A 15,494-nucleotide genomic window follows, 5' to 3' on the forward strand; every position below is an offset into this window, starting at 1 on the left:
GGCTTAGATACCGATATCGAGGTCGTCATCCTCCAGTCCGCTGCCGAAGGACTGGCGCAGTTCAAAGAGCGTCAAATCCTCCTGCACGGGGGGAGCCGCGGCCTGACCGCTGGCGCTGTGATCGCGGGTGGACGTTACCGCTTCGACTTCCGCTACCGGCTTGCCTTCGTACCGCGCCGGCGCCTCGCTCGCGGGAAGAGACGCCCCTTCCTGCGCGTCGGTGGACGGCGCTTCGCGGGGAACTGCTTCGTCGACCGGCTCTGCCTCCGCCGAGAGGATACGAGCGGCAAGGTCGCGCGCGATATTGCGGGTTTCGGTATCGCCCTCCGAGACTTGCGCACCCCCATCCCGGCCTCCGGGTTCGCCATCTTCCTCTTCCGTGAATGCCTGGTCTGCACGCTTGGATCGAACAGGGCTCACATCGGCGCGCGGCACATGGCCTTCGGCAACCGCTGGATAGTCCTTCCACTCGAGCAGGATGCGCGCGGCTGGAAAGCCGTCGGGGAACTTTACGAAGCCGTGAAGCGACGGAAGATTGGTGATGTCGTCGGCGATCACGAGAGGCTCGACCTGCTTGCGCGGCGTCAGGGTCGATGCGTCGCGCGTGTTGTTATAGCCGTAGCTATAGGCCTCATCCATCTGCCGGACCTCGCGGTTGCCGATGTAGCGCGCGCACTGCTCGGCCGTGTCGAGATCGGCGGTCGCGAGGATGAGCTTGGTCCGCGCAAGCGAGGCGAGATTGCGCGCGCCCTGCTCGCCGTAGACCTCGACCAGCTTCTCGAAGCTGTGGATGCCGAGAACCATCGCGCCGCCGAACGCGCGGCCGGTCTGAAGTCCGTTCTCGATCGCGGGCAAGCGGTGCAGCGCGCCAAGCTCGTCGAACATGAACCAGGTGCGCAAGGACCGTGTACGCGGGAGGGTCATGAGGCGGTTGATGGCGAGGTCCATCCAGAGGGTGAGCAGCGCCCTGTTCATCGGCAGGTCGACATAGTTGGAGGTCACGAACAGGATCGATCCGGGCTTCTTGTCACGCGTGATCCAGTCACGGATCGAGAAGGGCTCACCCTCGTCGGGCAGGAAGCGCAGCACCTGCGCATTCGTGTTCATGACGGCGCGGATGGATTCCGCCATCCGTGCAGCTTCGGGCGCGGTCAACGGGTCGGCGATAGTGTTTGCGAGGAAGCGATGCACGCGCTTCAGATCCGCAGTCATCAAATTCTCGGAAAGAGCGAGATTGGTCGTCTGCCCGCGCTCCTGGAGGCGGATGCACATCTCGACGAAGAGCGTGCGTGCGGCGAGCGCCCAGAAGGGTTCCGATGACCCGCCATCGGACGGAATAAGCGCGGCCGCAGCGGCCGTGAACTCGCTATGGGTCTGGCAGTCGTTGAAGATCGACCAGGACGGGCACCGCGCGTCCATCGGGTTGAGGATCGTGTCGCGAACCGAGTCGTAAAAGGCTTCGACATAGGCGCCCGTGAGATCGAATATCACCGCCGTATCCTGGCGCACGCGCATCTGTGCGACGAGGCTCCTGAGCTCGGTGGTCTTGCCCGAGCCCGTCGTGCCGATGAGCATGACGTGCGACTGCTCGGTGCGATGCGGGAAGGGAATGCCAGCGAGCAGATAGGGGTGGTGGATGCCGGCTTCCTTGCGCGCACGAAACGGCATCGCGAGCACCGCGGATGGCGAATGCCCCGGGCAAAGCGCATGCACATCCTCTTCATATCGAGCCTGGTTGTGTTCGAGGATCTCCGCGCGCAGCAGCGCGCGATCGACGAGCATCGCGCCCCGCTCATGGCGTTCCTGAAGGATCGAACGTCCGCGCCGGTGCGATAGGTCGACGAACCAGATGGCGACCGGTATCGCAATGAAGACCGAGATGAAAAAGGCACCTAGCAGGCCGCGCATTGCCGTATCCCAGGCCTTGATGACTTCGGGGATATAGGGGACCGCGCGCATGATCGTGCGCTCGATCTCGCCGGTGGGCAGCGTCACATTGACGCGCTTGGCGGGATCGAGGTCGACCCAGCCCCAAAAGGCGGAATAGATTTTCATGCACACGAGCTGGAAACCATGCTCGTCGAGCTTGATCGACATGATGGAGAACCAGGCCGCAAAGAACAGGACGAACCACAGGATGAAAGGCAGACGTGCGCCCGAGATCCACATCAGCACCTCGTGGGTGAGAAGCTGACTGCCGCGCGTGAAGTTGCCGGCATTGCGCTGGACGTTTCCGCGCGCCGAATGATGGGTCAACGGGATGGGCCGGCCATCGGATCGGATGTCCTCATGCGCCATGGAACTGCTCCAGTCGGCGATCGGTTTCGGCGATCAGCCGGTCGCGATATTCGGGGAATTGCTCTCGGATAATGATGTCGAGCGCGAGGTGCTGATACTCGCTGATACGGGCGATCCGGCGGCTGCTCGAAGCGAGAAGATCGCCTGCCGCGAGATAGCGGTCGACGGCCGCGCGGATGATGTCCGACGGCGTGCACTCATGCTCGGCCGCCAGCTCGACGACGCGCTCATATTTGGCGCGGTTGAGGCGCACGGTGCAATGCTTGTTGGGAGTGGACAAACCAGGCCTCCTGGCAGGGAGGCTGGCGGGGTCTCAGGAGACGCTGGCATTTATAGCGGTATTTGGCGCGGCGAACAAGCTTGCGGCGAGCGTCGGGGAAGGTGTGTTCCCGGCGAACACGGCAGAGTCGCATTTTTCTGGGCTAACTCCCTCAAGGCTTTGCTGTCCCACGCGAGCACACACCCAGGATCTCACATAACGTGCTCATTTATCAGAGAAACCATGCACCTTCAGGTGCGTTCGGTGTGCTTCTCTGTCCCAGGCTGATCGGGGCTTGAGGATGTTCAGGGCGTTTTGTCGGCCGGCCACGGAATCGCCATCCGGCCGGGCAGGATGCCGTCCAAAGGACGGAAGCGCCGGGCGGCTTCGCGCGATCGAGGCGCCGATATCCGCGAGACGCACAAGACGCAGCGAGTCTTGCTCCAGATGCAAGGCCTGCTAGGGAAGTGGCGCGCTGCGCAAAAGGCAGCGCCGGACCTCGCAAGTCCGTGAACACAAGCACCTCGGAAACATCCATTTCCGGGCTGCCGTCGCGTATGTCCAGGCCCTTGGGTTAAAGGCGGCGGCGCATGTGTGTTCACATGTTGCGAGGCCCGGCGGCTCCCGCGAGGATCTCGCGGGAGTTCGGGCATGTGCACGGCGCGCGATATGGGTCCGGAAGGAGATACCGACGATGGCCGGGACGGTGCGCAATATATTCGAAGCCGAGGCGATCGCGCTGATGCGCGAGGCACTCGAATTGCTCGATTCTGGAGGCGGATCGGACGCCGCCGCCACGCTCCAACATGCGATCGACATTGCCGAGAGCCAGCCGCCGATGCGCGAGGGCGACCGGCTCGATCCCGAGACGATGACGCGCATTCTCGGACCGCTCGATCTTGCGCCGATGGGCCACCATCTCGCCGCTTACCCTGCGAAGGATTGGAGGACGCAGGGCGCGCCGGTCGCGGATCGCGGCGACTGGATCCATCATTGACGCGGGCCAACTCCGCCCTGCCATTCTTTGCCTCGACGCGGGCCATAGCGCCGCTTATGGTTGTGCTTGTTCGCAGCCCGATCAGCGTGAACGAAGAGGCCTGACATGGCACGAACATTGGAACAGGAAAGAGCCGCCATCGAGGCGGAGGCGCTGAAGCTCGAACAGCGACGCCAGCGGCTCGAGGAACGCGAGCGCGACCAGGCGATAAGCGCGATCGAAAATGCGGGTTTGCTGAAGCTCGATGCGGGTCGTCTCGCCGGGCTTCTGACGCGAATCCGCAAGCTCGGACTCGCCGAAGTGGAGAAAAGGCTCGCCGCCTGAGCCGACGCCGCGACGGCGACCGACGCCGCGCGGAGATGGGGGGTTCGATGCCCCCCATCTCCGCATTGCCCTCGAACAAAAAAGAGAGAGGCGTTTCCGCCCCTCCCCTCGTTAATATTCGTCGATGAGACCACCCTGCGCGGTATAGACGATCCGGTCGATCATCACCTGCGAGAGCGCCCCGTAGTCGCCCTCGTCGATGGCGATGTAGCGATGGTCCTCGTCGGCGAGGACATGCTGGTCGAAGTAGCTGCCCCGCGCCCGGCGTTCGGCGTTGGCGACGGCGGCGAAGTAGGCGGCGTTGGCGGCTGCGGCGGTGGTCGTGATGATGGTCATGATGTGCTCCTGTCGATCTTGAAAGACAGGAGCGGCGGGTCGGGCGGCCGGGATCGGGTCAAGGATCGCGAAGCGACCGCGCAGCGGCGGTGGGGGTCACGATTTTCTTTGGCGGCCGCCGGCGTCGGAATGAGCGCGCCGACCTCCGATCCGCCGAAGAAAATGGTGGGGCCTCGCCGTCCTTGAGGCGGTCCCGGGCGTCTGGCACAATGGGAAGGCTGTGAGAGATTTCTCCTTCCCTTGCGGGGATCCGCGGACGTCGCCGCGTATCCCTGATCTGAGTGCGGGCTCTGCCTTGCTTTCAGGGGCCGGCGAGGTTGATGAGGTCGAAGAGACGGCGGTCGATGGCTGCGCCGACCTGATCGAGATGGAACTCCAGACAGGTGCGGTGATCAGCGACGCGCCGGCATTGGTCTGGGCCCAGCGCCGCCCAGTCGACTGTGTCGGCGAAGCGGCGTTGTGCCGCGAGCAGGCGGCGGATGCTGTCTTCCTTGCGGTCGAGGGCATGGAGATCGCGGCAGAGCTGCATCGCCCAGGCGTCGATAATGGCGGCGGCGCGCGGGGGTTCGATGCCCCAGCGCGCTGCGTCGACACTAAAGATGAAGAGCGAGAGGCCCCGGTGGTTGCCGGAACCCCTCGCAAGCGATCGTTACATGGCTTCGCGCGACCGGGCGCCGCCTCGGGGACGGGGCGTGGCTGCGACCAGCTTGGTGACCCCGCGCTGATGCTCGCTCTTGACGATGTGGAGCGGAACGCGAGCCTGGCGCAGTTTCTGTGCGAGGTTCATCTGGATTCCCGAACCGTCGCACACCACGGCTTCGACCGGACGCAGACCGAGCAGCCGGTCGTTGCGGACGAAGGCAGCCTTGGCCCCGAGACTGCGGTCGAGGCGGAAGAGGATCGTCTTGACCCCGCGCGCCGCTGCCCAGGCCTGCGCGATGGCATCGCAGCCTTTCGTCTGGGCGGTCGTCGCGAGGATCATCTCCGGGACGCGGGCCTTGATCGAATCGAGGCCGTCCCAGAGCAGTTCATGATCTTCCCACGCTTGCCCGCCGGAGAAGATCACGACGGGTCCCTCCGGGGCGAGCTGCTCGCGCCGCTCGCGGCTGCGCTCTGCGAGATAGTTGCGGGCATCGATCATCGAGGCGGTGACGCCCTTCGAGACGCGGCTGCCCCGCGTCGGCGAGAAGGGTCGGCCGGTTTCGACGCGGTGGACCTCGCCGGCATGGTCGCGCATGCACTCCATCGCCTCGCGGCAGCTCTGGAGCGTTTTGCAGAGGAGTTCGGCGTCTTCGAGCTGGACTGCGTAAATTTCCGAGGGATCGAAGTTTCGCGCGAGCTCGCCCAGCTCCTTGGCTGCATCATCCTCGCGATCGGCGATGCGCTTGGCGACGACATGGAAGCTGTTGGCGAACCCCCACGACAGGTCGGCGGCGAACTGTTCGAGGCGCGTGTCGCGAAACACGTCGAACAGGGTCTGCATCACCATCTCGACGGCGACGCGGGCCTGGTCGGGATCGGGCAAGTCGAGCTGTTCGGCTTCGGCGACGGGCGAGAGCTTGGCGCGCTCGTCATGCTCGATGAACGCCTGCTCATAGGTCGAGCCGCGGTCGTGATTGCCGGTTTCGCTCGCGATGAAGCTTGCGAGTTCGGCGAAATTTGCAAATCCCTTTGACATAAGTGCCTCCGATTGTTGGATTTTCTCATCCTCCGATGAGGCATTTCGGAAGGCATGGGGCGGTCGCGCCGGTCAGGGACGTTAATCGGGAAGCCGGCCCCGAAAGGGCCGGACCCGGGTTAACGCCGAGCGGGGGAGCCGATTTTCTCGTGGGTTCGCGGCCAAGCGCAGCGAAGGCGCGAAGACGCGTGAAAATTGGGGGGACCGCTCATCCTTGACGGGCGCGTATCCCCCCATGCCACACTAGAAAGACACAGGAAGGTAATGGATATTCACGGGTCTTCTTGGGCGGAGCCCTAGCCACGGGGATCGTCAGCGGATGGGCGGAGAGGCGCGTAGCAGGGTGCCGGGAGCGCGACGCGACGAGAGTCCAGGCCGCGCGCCGAGCGGACGCGATGTGCGGGATGGGCCTGCCCCTCCTACACCCTACCCGCGTTGATTGGCTCGATGCCGACCGATCCCTGAGGGGGACGTCTCGCGGCCTTCAGCGCCCCGATCGGGGCCGCGGGCGCTAGGACCGCGACCGCGTCAGGCCCCGCCGTCGTCCGAGACGCGCACCACCCCCCATAGGCTTGCTCCAGGAGGCGAGAGGAGGACTGGATGACGTGCGATCGGCGTGGATTGTCGCTTGAGGCGGCGTCATCCCGGCCCGAGCCACGCGCCCGCATCGCGCCAGCCGATAATATCGCTCCCGCTGTCGGTCACGGCATTGCCGGAGAGATTGCGCCAAGGCGCAAGCGGCCGGAAGACCGGTTGGTAGCGGGCGGTCAGCAGCTCGAAGCGCGAGAAGACATAGGCGCTGACACGGATGGCAAGGACGGGCTTCTCGTCGCGCGGCAGCGCCTCGAAGACGGAGATGAAGCCATCCGGCACCGGATAGAGGGTCGTATCGACCATCGTGCAGGCGAGGCGGGCTTCGGCATCGCTCGCGGGCTTCCCGCGGTCATGGGCATCGAGGTCGAAGGTCGTGCTGTCACGCGCGGATGCGATACAGGCGAACGCGCCTGTGCGCGGCTGCTCGTAACCGATGAAGGAGCTGACATAGGGCGGCAGGGCCTCATTCTCCGCCTCCCGCCGAAGGCGGGCGGCAAGCGCGGGCGTCAGTCGGCCCGACAGGGTCTTTACCCGCGACGGGCAGGCGTCATCTGGCAGGCCGACGAACCACCATCGACGGCGATAGTGCAGCACGATCCCCTGCTCATGATCGCTGGTACAGCGGGCGCGTTCGATGCGGACCATAGGAAGTCCCCTGATTTAAGGAAATGGCGGGTCAGTCTCCTGACCCGCCGAGTGCGAGATGGAGGCCGGCGGCGAGCAGCTGGTGCTCGGCCGCGACCAGCGACCAGGCTGCGGCGAGGTCGTCATGATATTCGGCGTCGACCAGGGCGTCGGCGCTCGCCTCGCCGAACTGGCTTTCCTCCCAGCGGCGAAGATGGGTGGCATCCATGGCGCCGGTGATAGCGTTGGCGAGATGAGCGGAGATTTCGTAGTGGCTGAGACTGTCGGCGGCGTGGCGGATACGATCGACCATCCAGGGATTGCTGGCCTCGATGCCGTCGATGAGATCGGGCAGCGCGTCGAAGGGGCGGAACTGGAACATCTGCGGTCTCCCAATGAAGAAGGGCGGCCGCAAGCGGCCGCCCCGTGGCGTCAGACGAACTTGATTTCGTCGGCGATGATGTCGGTGTTGTAATAGGTGCGCCCGTCGCGCTCGTTGCGGCTGTAACGGATCTCGCCAGCGACGATGAGCTGGTCGCCCTTCTTCTTGTGCGCCAGGACCGACTTGGCGAGGCCGCCGAACGCCTTGACCGTGTGGAACTCGTCCCAGGTCTCGGTGTAGCCGTTGCCGTCTTTCTGGACTTCGCCGTCCTTGATGACCGGCTTGCTGGTGACGAGGGTGAAGCTGGCGCCGGCCTTGGCTTCGGTCCCGAAGCGGGCGATCTCCGAAGTGATGCGGCCTGCGAGAAAAACCTTGTTCATGTGACTGTCCTTCGCTTGCGCCGGCGGGCGGTTCCCGCCGGGATGAACTTCAAGCGAAAGCCCGTGGCCGAGGGCGGGGCGCACCGAGCGCGAGCGAGGGAAACCCCGGATTGTCCGGGTGGTGCGGGCAGGCGGCCGCAGGCCGGCAACACGGCCGGACGATCCGGGGTTGCGCCGCGCCCGCACGGGCGCAGCGTTCATCCCAGCAGGCGGGATCGCCCGAGGAGCCCAGCGAAGTCGGCCAACGGGCAAGGCGAACTTGCAGGCATCGCCGAGAGTCATCGACTGCGGAGCGACCGGACGGACGGCAGCTATTGCCGCACCCGCGCAGGTTCATTTGAGGGTGCAGGGGCTGTTCGGAAATCGCGCGCCGGGACGGGCCTGCTTCAGGTCAGGTGGCGGCGCTCGTGCGTCCGGCACGGGACAATGGCGGAGGGGATGCGCAGGGTCTCGCCGAGGAGGTTTGCATGCCGTGCGCTGGTGATGATGCTGCCATGGCGGCGTCGGGTGCGCGTTGGCGGACCCGACTGGTCGGCCGCCAGCAATAGCGACACGAGCGGGAGTAACGCTTGCTCCAATCCCGCTCTATCGCACCGTCAGAAGTTCATAGAGGAGCGGTTCGGTCCCCGTATGGGGGGCAGATCTGCGCTTCCGGCGCATGTCCGGCACGCAATCAGGCCGTCAAACAGAGAGCGCGGGCCCGCGGAGATTGGCCGGATGCGGAAGCTGGTCCCGCTACGTGCGCGGGACAATTGTGCCGAGGACGATTATTCACCGAAATCCGGCAGCCGACGGATGGATTCGCGGGGCGGCGGGACGAGGTCAATACCTCCGAGCGACGTGAACCGGCAGTGGATGGTTTTGCCCAAATCTTCTGGAGCTGGCGATTCCGCCGAAAGCGCGCGCAACAGGATATCGCGGACCTCGTCCTCCACGGAGCGGCCGTGGCGTGCAGCGCGGATGCAAAGATGCATCTTGATGGGGTCGTCGAGGTTCCGGATCGTCAGAACGCCCATGCGATGTCTCCATAATACTGAGCAGGAATTTTTCGAAGCATTGGTCAGACCTTGCGGATTGGTCCTGGATATTGCGCGACGAGCTCATCGGCGGTGAGCAGGGTGATGCCCTCGACCATCGACTGGGCGATCAAAAGACGATCAAAGGGGTCCTTGTGGATTGCAGGAAGACCATCGATCGCTACGGCATGTTCGCTCAGGATCGGCATCTCGCCGTACCCATTGTCGAGGAGACCGCGTCTCAGGAGGCGCGCATCGACGGTGAAGTCATCACGTCCAAGGGCGCTTTTGATCGCGACCTCCCACAGGCTTGCCGCGCTGAAGAAAAGCTCGTTTTCAGGGTCTGCGATGAGGTTACGCCCATCGACTGGTAATCGATCCGGTAAGCCGGCGGCCCAGATCAAGACATGGGTGTCGAGCAACAGTTTCATGATTGACCGCCGAACAGGCTCTCGATCTCATCTCCGCCCATCCGGTCGAAGTCGTCAGGAACCTTAAGCTGGCCTGTCATGAAGCCGAGGCGTTTTGCCTTCCCGGCCTCCGGCGCGCTCAAAGGTACGATTTTGGCAACCGGCTTGCCGGCTTTTGCAATGATGAAGCCGCCTCCGCTCGCCAGGCGATCGATCAACCGCGACAAGTGGGTTTTGGCCTGATGAATGTTGACGGTTTCCATATGAGCCCCTCACGGCTTAGTTTGAACGACTTAGTTTACTCATATCCGTACCAGAATGCAAATCATAGCCTGCCTCGAGCGGAGCGCGTCTTCCCTCCCTGTCTGTCATGAAGAGAACTCGCCCTAGACCTCCGACGAGAATATCGCGTCAGGCGACCTGCGGACCCTCGAGAAACAGAAAAAGGGCCCGCTTCGCGGGGTGAGCGAAGCGTGCCCCAGTGGCCCCCGCGCGAGGCACGACGCGCGGGGGATGGGAGGACGGTGCGGGTGCGCCCTATTCGGCGGCCTCGGTCTCGCGCTTGCCGCGCTGCTTGCGGCCGGTTTCCTGCGGCTCGCCGCCGAAGCCATGCTCGGCCGAAGATTCGCCGAGGCCCTCCTGGACTTGGGGCTCGCCCCCTTCCTCACCGGGCAGCGGGGGCAGCGCGTCATCGGACTTCGCCGCCACTTCGCTCGCGAGATCGCGGCGCCGGGTCGTCGGGCGCGACCAGACGAGGTTGTAGCTTCCGTCGGTCTGCCGGAAGGCCGAAACGTAGAGCGGCGACGCGAGGCTCGGATCCTCGAGCTTGCCGTTCAGGAAGGCTTCGCCAGTGCCGTTGGCGAAGAGCTCGAACAGCGCCCCGACCTTCACCCATGCGCGCGAAGTGCCGAGTGCGAGGATGTCATATTTGGGCGCGCGTTCATTGGCCGATTGCACCACGCGAAGCGCGATGGTCATGGCGATGGTGAGCGTCGTGATTTTGCCGACGAAAATGCCCTGGGCATTTTCCTTGATCGAACCGATATTCATGGAAAGGTCTCCTGGATATTGGCCGCGGACCGCATGTCCGGACCAAATCTCCAGATCCTCCTTCCCTCCTCGGCCGCTCGGCCGAGCGGGCGCGAACGCGCCCGAATCCGAGGTCCGCAGTCGCGGCCTCGGGATGCCCCGGGGGCACCGCTCGACCCTCGATCAGAGGGTCAGGTAGCAATCATGCGCGGGGAGAAACGCCCCCGCGACGCTCTCGCCTTGCCCGAGCATCCGCGCTCCCCTGGACCCCGCCCAGTCGGGTCGCGGCAGATGGTCGCCCATGGCGAAGCGGTAGATCTGGTGCCCGATGCGCGCGTCGAGGCGGAAACCGTCCGGGCGGCTCTCGAAATGATCGATCACCGGGCGCGCGACCGCGAAGTCCGGCAGCTCCTCGATGGGCGGCGTGCCAGCAAAACGGTGATCCCAGGACGGAAAGTCGGCTATCTGGTTCGGATGTGCGTCGATGATGCGCTGGTCGATCGTGATGTCGAGCATGAAGGCATCCGCCAGCAGCGTCAGGCCCTCGCGGGTGAAGGTGATCCAGTTCGCCGAATATTTGAGGGGGAGGACCATCCAGGAGCCCCCGTTGAGCTGCCAGCCCGAGAGGCGGACACCGCCCTGGCCATAGCTTCCATGATGATGGTTGTAGCCGGTGATATGGCGTCCGACGGGCCAGTCGTCGGTCATCGGCCCGATGATGCCGGGCGGGCGCAGCGATGCGAAGCTTGGAATATCGGCCAACCGTCGTTCGGCGGCCGGCACAGCCGACGACGGCGCGAGATCGAGGACACGGCGCGCCTTCGCGGCGGGATCCGCATCGCCGGAGGTGGCGATATCGACCGTGAGACACAGGTCGCCGCAGCGCGGCCGGGCCGTGCGCGGACAGTCGAGTTCGAGCCGGGCGCGGTGGAACGTGGGGCTGCGGCCTTCGGAGATCGGACATGCCTCGAGAGTCCAGTCGAGTTCGCGCCGACGATTCCATCCTTCATGGAGAAGCCAGGTCCGCGTGCGGTATTCGCTGTCGGAAGCCGCCTATCTGGGCATTTCGGCAGTGAGCTTGGCGCGAAGCGTCATGGGGGTCGTCGGCATGGGAAGTCCTTTCGGATGAGAGGTTCGGGTCGGGTCGGGCGTCCGCGGCTGCGGGGAAGCAGCCGGCACCGGCGGGACCAGGCTAGGCAGATCCCCCTCCCCTCGTTTGTTCGGGGCGCTGCGGGAGGCGGCGGAGCAGATCCTTGCCAATGAGCTTGTTGAACGCGGGCGGCAGGCGCGGCGATTGTTACGCGATGGAGGGGATCACGATCTTTCGCGATTAAATGGTGGGGTGCGGCCGTGCGTTGACAGGACGATCGGGATAAACTGAGCCGGCGGCGGTCAAGGCCCCGTAGCGGGCCGGAGTGGCCGGCAAGGACCTTGGGTCGACGGCGAGCCGGTGGGAGTGAATTGGGGAATATTAGGGTGCTGCGCCGTCAATCGCCGTTATCATCGCGGAAACGATCAAACTGATGCATACGCGCGTGCAGGATTGTGACGATGCCGACAGCGTCCTCGCTCAGACGCCGCCAATAGATATAGTGATGCTCGCATCGGCAATAATAGCCGGATACGCCGAATTCGGCAGGAATCGCACGCGAGACGACCTCACGGGCTGCAATCCGCTCAAAGCAGGCAAAGAGCCCGCGTATATAGACTTCGGCCTGGTCCTCGCCCCGAGTTTCGCGGGTGTAGCTGAATATCTCATCAAGCCGTTGGCTCGCGACTGCGGAAACCCGGAAAGATGTCACGATCAGCCCCGGCGGTTGCGCGCGATTACGCTGTCAGCATCAAGCGCAGCGTAGCTGCTCTCGGGTTCGCCAAAGGCGTGGGTCAGCTCCGCCTTCAGTCGCTCGTACATGTCTCTCTCGTTCCGCTCCTTGTCGCGCCGGATGAGATCGCGGACATATTCGCTGACATTTTCATAGGCGCCGTCATCGCCGACATGCGCGGCGACGAAGTCGCTGAGCACACCGCTGATGCGAACATTCAATGTCATCGGTTTGTTCATGCTTAGCACCTCTTGTCTCCATATTATGGAATATTGTGGACGGTTACAAGGCGGAACGAAAGCGCGGGCGCGACTGCGATCGCCGGCAGGACGAGGTCGGATGGCGACCTGAGGGTTTCGGTTGTTCGGACAGCTGTCGTTCGCTCGCGGCCTAATTTGTGCGGCGGCTCCGGGGCGGCCGCGGCCCGACATGGTCGGCCGAGATTTCGAGGTCGGTTGCGAGCTGGGTCAGGGTTCGGTGCGCGCCAAGGCGCTGAAGTCCGTCAAGCCGGCCATCTTGGTCGAGGCGCGCGATGCGCGAGCGGATGAGCGAGGCGGCGACGCGAAGCGTGTGGGGATCGATCTCGGCCATGGCTGTCTCTTTAGCAGATTGTCGCCGGTCAGGCGAGGGTCAGGCGGCCTCGGTCCGGGCTGGACGCCAGAGGCGGGTGAGATCCCGAATCTCCTCTCGGCGCCCGAATTCGTCGGCGTAGATGGCACAAGGCTGCTGTCCGATAAAGCGGATGATCGCGGTAATGTCGGCGGCGATCGCGCGGTCGAGGCCGAACATGTCGGCGATGGGGAAATGGCCATGCTTCTCGCCGCACCACCAGGCGAGAAGGAAATTGGCGACGCGGCGCGACTGGCCCGTGTCGGACCGGGCGATAGCGATCAGTCGATCGAGTGCTTCGGCGGCGCTCTGTCTGTCGATGGTGATTGTCGTCATGCCGTTGTCCAGTCACGCATAAAGAGTTCGGGCCATCTCATCATGATGCGGGCGAGCGCACAAGCAGCTAATATCAGGACCGGGCAAGAAGAGCGGCGCGCGCGGCCTCGGCGGTTCAATGGATCGAACCGAAGAAGCGCCGTTACATTTCGGCCTGACAATGCCCGTCGGCCTGGCGGGCGCCGACGTCTCGCTCAGCGCGGAGCCGGGATGCCAGGTCGTCCGGGATTTGGGCGAAGGGCGCGACGAGCGCGATCGCGGCCTCGGGCTCGAGCAGCTCGCCAGGTTCGCCCCCGACCCAGAGCGTGGCCTCGCCTTCGTCGGGCTCGGCCTCGGTCCGCGTGAAGACTTGCGCGAAGAAAGTCTGCAGGGGGCGGTCCCATCCGATCGCGACCGCAACGACGTCCGTCTGGTCAGGTATGGGGGTGAGGTTGTGGCGGCTCATGTCCTGCTCCTGGTAATGCGGTGGTCAACATGACGCCGGGCGCCTTCGGCGCTCGCGAGCGCGCGCATGGTGGCGGCCGCGGCGCGCGGGCATCCGGCTTGTCGCAAGAGGTCGCGCGCGGCGCGGAGATGATCAATCGCCTGATTGGTCCGTTTCAGATCGGCGGGCATGGCCGGGCTGATCCGCCTCATGGCCCTTCCTCAATCACCTCGGCCCCCGTCGCAGGACTTGCCGGGTCGAGGCGAAGCTCGAGTCCGTCGTGGCCGATTGCGGCGTGGAGTGTCCGGCCCTTGGGAATGAACCACCGGACGCGTTCCTCAAGAATGTTGCGGGCCTTCTCGATCAGGGCGGCGTCCTCGCCCTCGAGCAGACTGGTCGCGATTTCGCGGGCATCGGCGATGAAGTGATCGTGCTGGGTCTCCCAGCTGTCGGCGTCGCGCTCGGTGGAGGGCGAAAAGCATGTACCTTCGAGAAGGTCGACGAGTTCGTTGGCGGAGATGAGTTTCGGCGACGCGAAGACGATCCGTGCGTCTTCGAGGTAACAATGCCATCCATCGTCGAAGATGATCGCGACGGGTGCGGGCACCGTGAAGGTTTCCGTGGTCGCCGCGGAAACTTCGACAAAGAGCGTGAGCCCGTCGACGGGCCCGCTCTCGATCTCCGGTACATCATCGCCCGCGTCGAAGGTCGAGATCGCGCCATTCAGCTCAAAGGCGAAGTGCATTCCGGTGACGCGCGGCAAGGCGTCGTACCACCCATATCCCTGCATGGGCGGGTCCAGGTCGGCAAGGCGTCCGGCGAACCGTTCTTCCTTCGCAAGGGCGAACGCGGCGCATTGTTCGAGGGCGGCGCCGAATTCGCACATGAGGATGGGCTCGCCCGTCAGCGGTGGCCGGCCATGGGAAAGGTCGCTGTCGCTGTCGGCCTGCGTGGGAGTCCACGGATTGAGGTGGGGGGTCGCCTCGGGAAGGTCGACGCCGAGATCGCGGGCGTGGCACCAGTCACGATAGGACAGGCGGTGGGTCCCGAGGCCGCGGATATGCTCGTAGATCGCGATGGCGACAGCGGTGCGCAGACTTGCGAGCGCCGCATTGTCGACGACCTCCTTGCGCGCGGGGAGGACGAGCTGAATCTGCGGCGCATCGACGATGTCGATCAACGCAGTCCAGTGGCGATCAGGCTCGCTGACGCCGGGGAGGCGGCAGGCAACGGTGACGCCATGGAAATTGATCGACGCGGCCGGATTGAACATGCGGGAGCGACGATAAATGCCGATGCGGACACCGTCGCGCTCGACGATCGCCTCCGCCTCGGCGAGCCACTGCTTGTTTGGCTGCTTCGCGCCGTTCAGGCTGACCTCGATGGGGGCGTAAAGTGCCGCGTTCCGCGCGACCGGTTCCAGCCGGTCGCGCCAAAGAGGGTCGAGGACGAAGCGGATCGTCGTCCCCACCGGATGCGCGGTCTCGATGACCGCGATCGGCGCGGCGCTTTCCCAGTCATCCGTAGCGATGGCGATGCGCCAGCCCTTGCCGCTGCCTTTTGCGCGCGAGGTTATTTCGGCGCGGCGCCCGGCGAGGCTGAAGACGCCCATGCCCGCGGGATCTTCGCGCGCCTTGAGCGACTTGTCCCAGTCGGACTGGCCCAGCGAGAGGAGGACGGAGGGGTCGGCGATGCCGGATCCATTGTCGGTCACGCCGAGCCAGAGGACATTGTCCTCGATGCGGGTCTCGAGCGTGACGCGCGAGGCGCCGGCGCGGCGTGCATTCTGGAAGAGTTCGGCGAGGACATCGTCGATCGTGTTGTTGAAGAGTCGGGTGACCTTCCCGATCGCGTCCTGGCTGACGCGCGTCGAAATGGTTTGAGGCAGCATGGTCGTCCCCATGGAGTCCGGGTCGTGGAAGGAAGCGGGCGCGCAGCGGCAGGCCGCGCGCGCGAGCGCGGGCCTGCCGCGTGG

Annotated in this window: 22 protein-coding genes; 2 read left to right on the forward strand and 20 right to left on the reverse strand. The window is 64.9% G+C overall.

Features of this window, described 5'->3' with window-relative positions:
• Nucleotides 1-3: 3 nt before the first annotated feature.
• Both LH19_RS26520 and LH19_RS26525 read right to left on the reverse strand, forming a co-directional pair.
• A complete protein-coding gene (locus LH19_RS26520; protein WP_054735201.1) occupies nt 4-2,298 on the reverse strand; it encodes a type IV secretion system DNA-binding domain-containing protein in 2,295 nt (764 codons plus the stop codon).
• The gene (locus LH19_RS26525) at nt 2,288-2,578 is read right to left on the reverse strand and encodes a hypothetical protein (protein ID WP_054735205.1); all 291 of its coding nucleotides are present in this window, start codon (nt 2,576-2,578) and stop codon (nt 2,288-2,290) included. The genes LH19_RS26520 and LH19_RS26525 overlap by 11 nt, the downstream gene beginning before the upstream one ends.
• A 673-nt stretch (nt 2,579-3,251) precedes the next feature.
• Here LH19_RS26525 and LH19_RS26530 point away from each other — a divergent pair.
• Both LH19_RS26530 and LH19_RS26535 read left to right on the forward strand, forming a co-directional pair.
• Complete coding sequence (locus tag LH19_RS26530) at nt 3,252-3,554, forward strand: hypothetical protein (RefSeq protein ID WP_054735208.1); 303 nt, start codon at nt 3,252-3,254, stop codon at nt 3,552-3,554.
• A 105-nt stretch (nt 3,555-3,659) separates the two neighbouring features.
• Complete coding sequence (locus tag LH19_RS26535; RefSeq protein ID WP_054735211.1) at nt 3,660-3,878, forward strand: hypothetical protein; 219 nt, start codon at nt 3,660-3,662, stop codon at nt 3,876-3,878.
• 111 nt (nt 3,879-3,989) lie between these two features.
• Here LH19_RS26535 and LH19_RS26540 read toward each other — a convergent pair whose 3' ends face one another.
• From LH19_RS26540 to LH19_RS26625, 18 genes are all read right to left on the reverse strand, one after another.
• Nucleotides 3,990-4,214 (reverse strand): hypothetical protein, encoded by a 225-nt coding sequence (locus LH19_RS26540; RefSeq protein WP_054735214.1) that lies wholly within the window; start codon nt 4,212-4,214, stop codon nt 3,990-3,992.
• A 301-nt stretch (nt 4,215-4,515) separates the two neighbouring features.
• Complete coding sequence (locus LH19_RS26545) at nt 4,516-4,743, reverse strand: hypothetical protein (protein WP_054735217.1); 228 nt, start codon at nt 4,741-4,743, stop codon at nt 4,516-4,518.
• Between the two features lie 120 nt (nt 4,744-4,863).
• Nucleotides 4,864-5,892, reverse strand: a complete 1,029-nt coding sequence (locus tag LH19_RS26550) for a DUF2493 domain-containing protein (protein ID WP_054735220.1) — start codon at nt 5,890-5,892, stop codon at nt 4,864-4,866.
• 639 nt (nt 5,893-6,531) lie between these two features.
• Nucleotides 6,532-7,131 (reverse strand): hypothetical protein, encoded by a 600-nt coding sequence (locus LH19_RS26555; RefSeq protein WP_054735221.1) that lies wholly within the window; start codon nt 7,129-7,131, stop codon nt 6,532-6,534.
• A 31-nt stretch (nt 7,132-7,162) separates the two neighbouring features.
• Complete coding sequence (locus LH19_RS26560) at nt 7,163-7,492, reverse strand: hypothetical protein (RefSeq protein WP_054735224.1); 330 nt, start codon at nt 7,490-7,492, stop codon at nt 7,163-7,165.
• A 50-nt stretch (nt 7,493-7,542) separates the two neighbouring features.
• A complete protein-coding gene (locus LH19_RS26565) occupies nt 7,543-7,872 on the reverse strand; it encodes a single-stranded DNA-binding protein (protein ID WP_054735448.1) in 330 nt (109 codons plus the stop codon).
• Nucleotides 7,873-8,639: 767 nt separating this feature from the next.
• On the reverse strand, nt 8,640-8,888 hold the full coding sequence (locus tag LH19_RS26570; RefSeq protein WP_054735227.1) for a FitA-like ribbon-helix-helix domain-containing protein: 249 nt from the start codon (nt 8,886-8,888) through the stop codon (nt 8,640-8,642).
• A 44-nt stretch (nt 8,889-8,932) separates the two neighbouring features.
• Nucleotides 8,933-9,319, reverse strand: a complete 387-nt coding sequence (locus LH19_RS26575) for a type II toxin-antitoxin system VapC family toxin (RefSeq protein ID WP_054735230.1) — start codon at nt 9,317-9,319, stop codon at nt 8,933-8,935.
• Nucleotides 9,316-9,561 (reverse strand): type II toxin-antitoxin system Phd/YefM family antitoxin, encoded by a 246-nt coding sequence (locus LH19_RS26580; protein WP_054735233.1) that lies wholly within the window; start codon nt 9,559-9,561, stop codon nt 9,316-9,318. Before LH19_RS26580 ends, LH19_RS26575 begins: the two co-directional genes overlap by 4 nt.
• A 274-nt stretch (nt 9,562-9,835) precedes the next feature.
• Complete coding sequence (locus LH19_RS26585; RefSeq protein ID WP_054735236.1) at nt 9,836-10,348, reverse strand: DUF736 domain-containing protein; 513 nt, start codon at nt 10,346-10,348, stop codon at nt 9,836-9,838.
• Between the two features lie 162 nt (nt 10,349-10,510).
• Nucleotides 10,511-11,089: a hypothetical protein gene (locus tag LH19_RS26590; protein ID WP_201258493.1), complete on the reverse strand. Its 579-nt coding sequence runs from the start codon at nt 11,087-11,089 to the stop codon at nt 10,511-10,513.
• Nucleotides 11,090-11,814: 725 nt separating this feature from the next.
• A complete protein-coding gene (locus LH19_RS26595) occupies nt 11,815-12,129 on the reverse strand; it encodes a type II toxin-antitoxin system RelE/ParE family toxin (protein ID WP_054735242.1) in 315 nt (104 codons plus the stop codon).
• Nucleotides 12,130-12,131: 2 nt separating this feature from the next.
• Entirely contained in the window at nt 12,132-12,389 is a 258-nt protein-coding gene (locus tag LH19_RS26600; RefSeq protein ID WP_054735244.1) for a ribbon-helix-helix domain-containing protein, read from the reverse strand.
• Between the two features lie 151 nt (nt 12,390-12,540).
• A complete protein-coding gene (locus LH19_RS26605; RefSeq protein WP_054735246.1) occupies nt 12,541-12,741 on the reverse strand; it encodes a hypothetical protein in 201 nt (66 codons plus the stop codon).
• Nucleotides 12,742-12,780: 39 nt separating this feature from the next.
• Entirely contained in the window at nt 12,781-13,095 is a 315-nt protein-coding gene (locus tag LH19_RS26610; RefSeq protein WP_054735251.1) for a DUF7673 family protein, read from the reverse strand.
• A gap of 142 nt (nt 13,096-13,237) precedes the next feature.
• Nucleotides 13,238-13,540, reverse strand: coding sequence for a hypothetical protein (locus LH19_RS26615; RefSeq protein ID WP_054735255.1), 303 nt, complete (start codon nt 13,538-13,540; stop codon nt 13,238-13,240).
• The gene (locus tag LH19_RS26620; protein WP_054735258.1) at nt 13,537-13,731 is read right to left on the reverse strand and encodes a hypothetical protein; all 195 of its coding nucleotides are present in this window, start codon (nt 13,729-13,731) and stop codon (nt 13,537-13,539) included. Before LH19_RS26620 ends, LH19_RS26615 begins: the two co-directional genes overlap by 4 nt.
• Nucleotides 13,728-15,410 (reverse strand): ATP-binding protein, encoded by a 1,683-nt coding sequence (locus tag LH19_RS26625; RefSeq protein WP_054735452.1) that lies wholly within the window; start codon nt 15,408-15,410, stop codon nt 13,728-13,730. The genes LH19_RS26620 and LH19_RS26625 overlap by 4 nt, the downstream gene beginning before the upstream one ends.
• Nucleotides 15,411-15,494 lie beyond the last annotated feature (84 nt).

The organism is Sphingopyxis macrogoltabida (genome assembly GCF_001314325.1).
Classification (GTDB): Bacteria; Pseudomonadota; Alphaproteobacteria; order Sphingomonadales; family Sphingomonadaceae; genus Sphingopyxis; species Sphingopyxis macrogoltabida.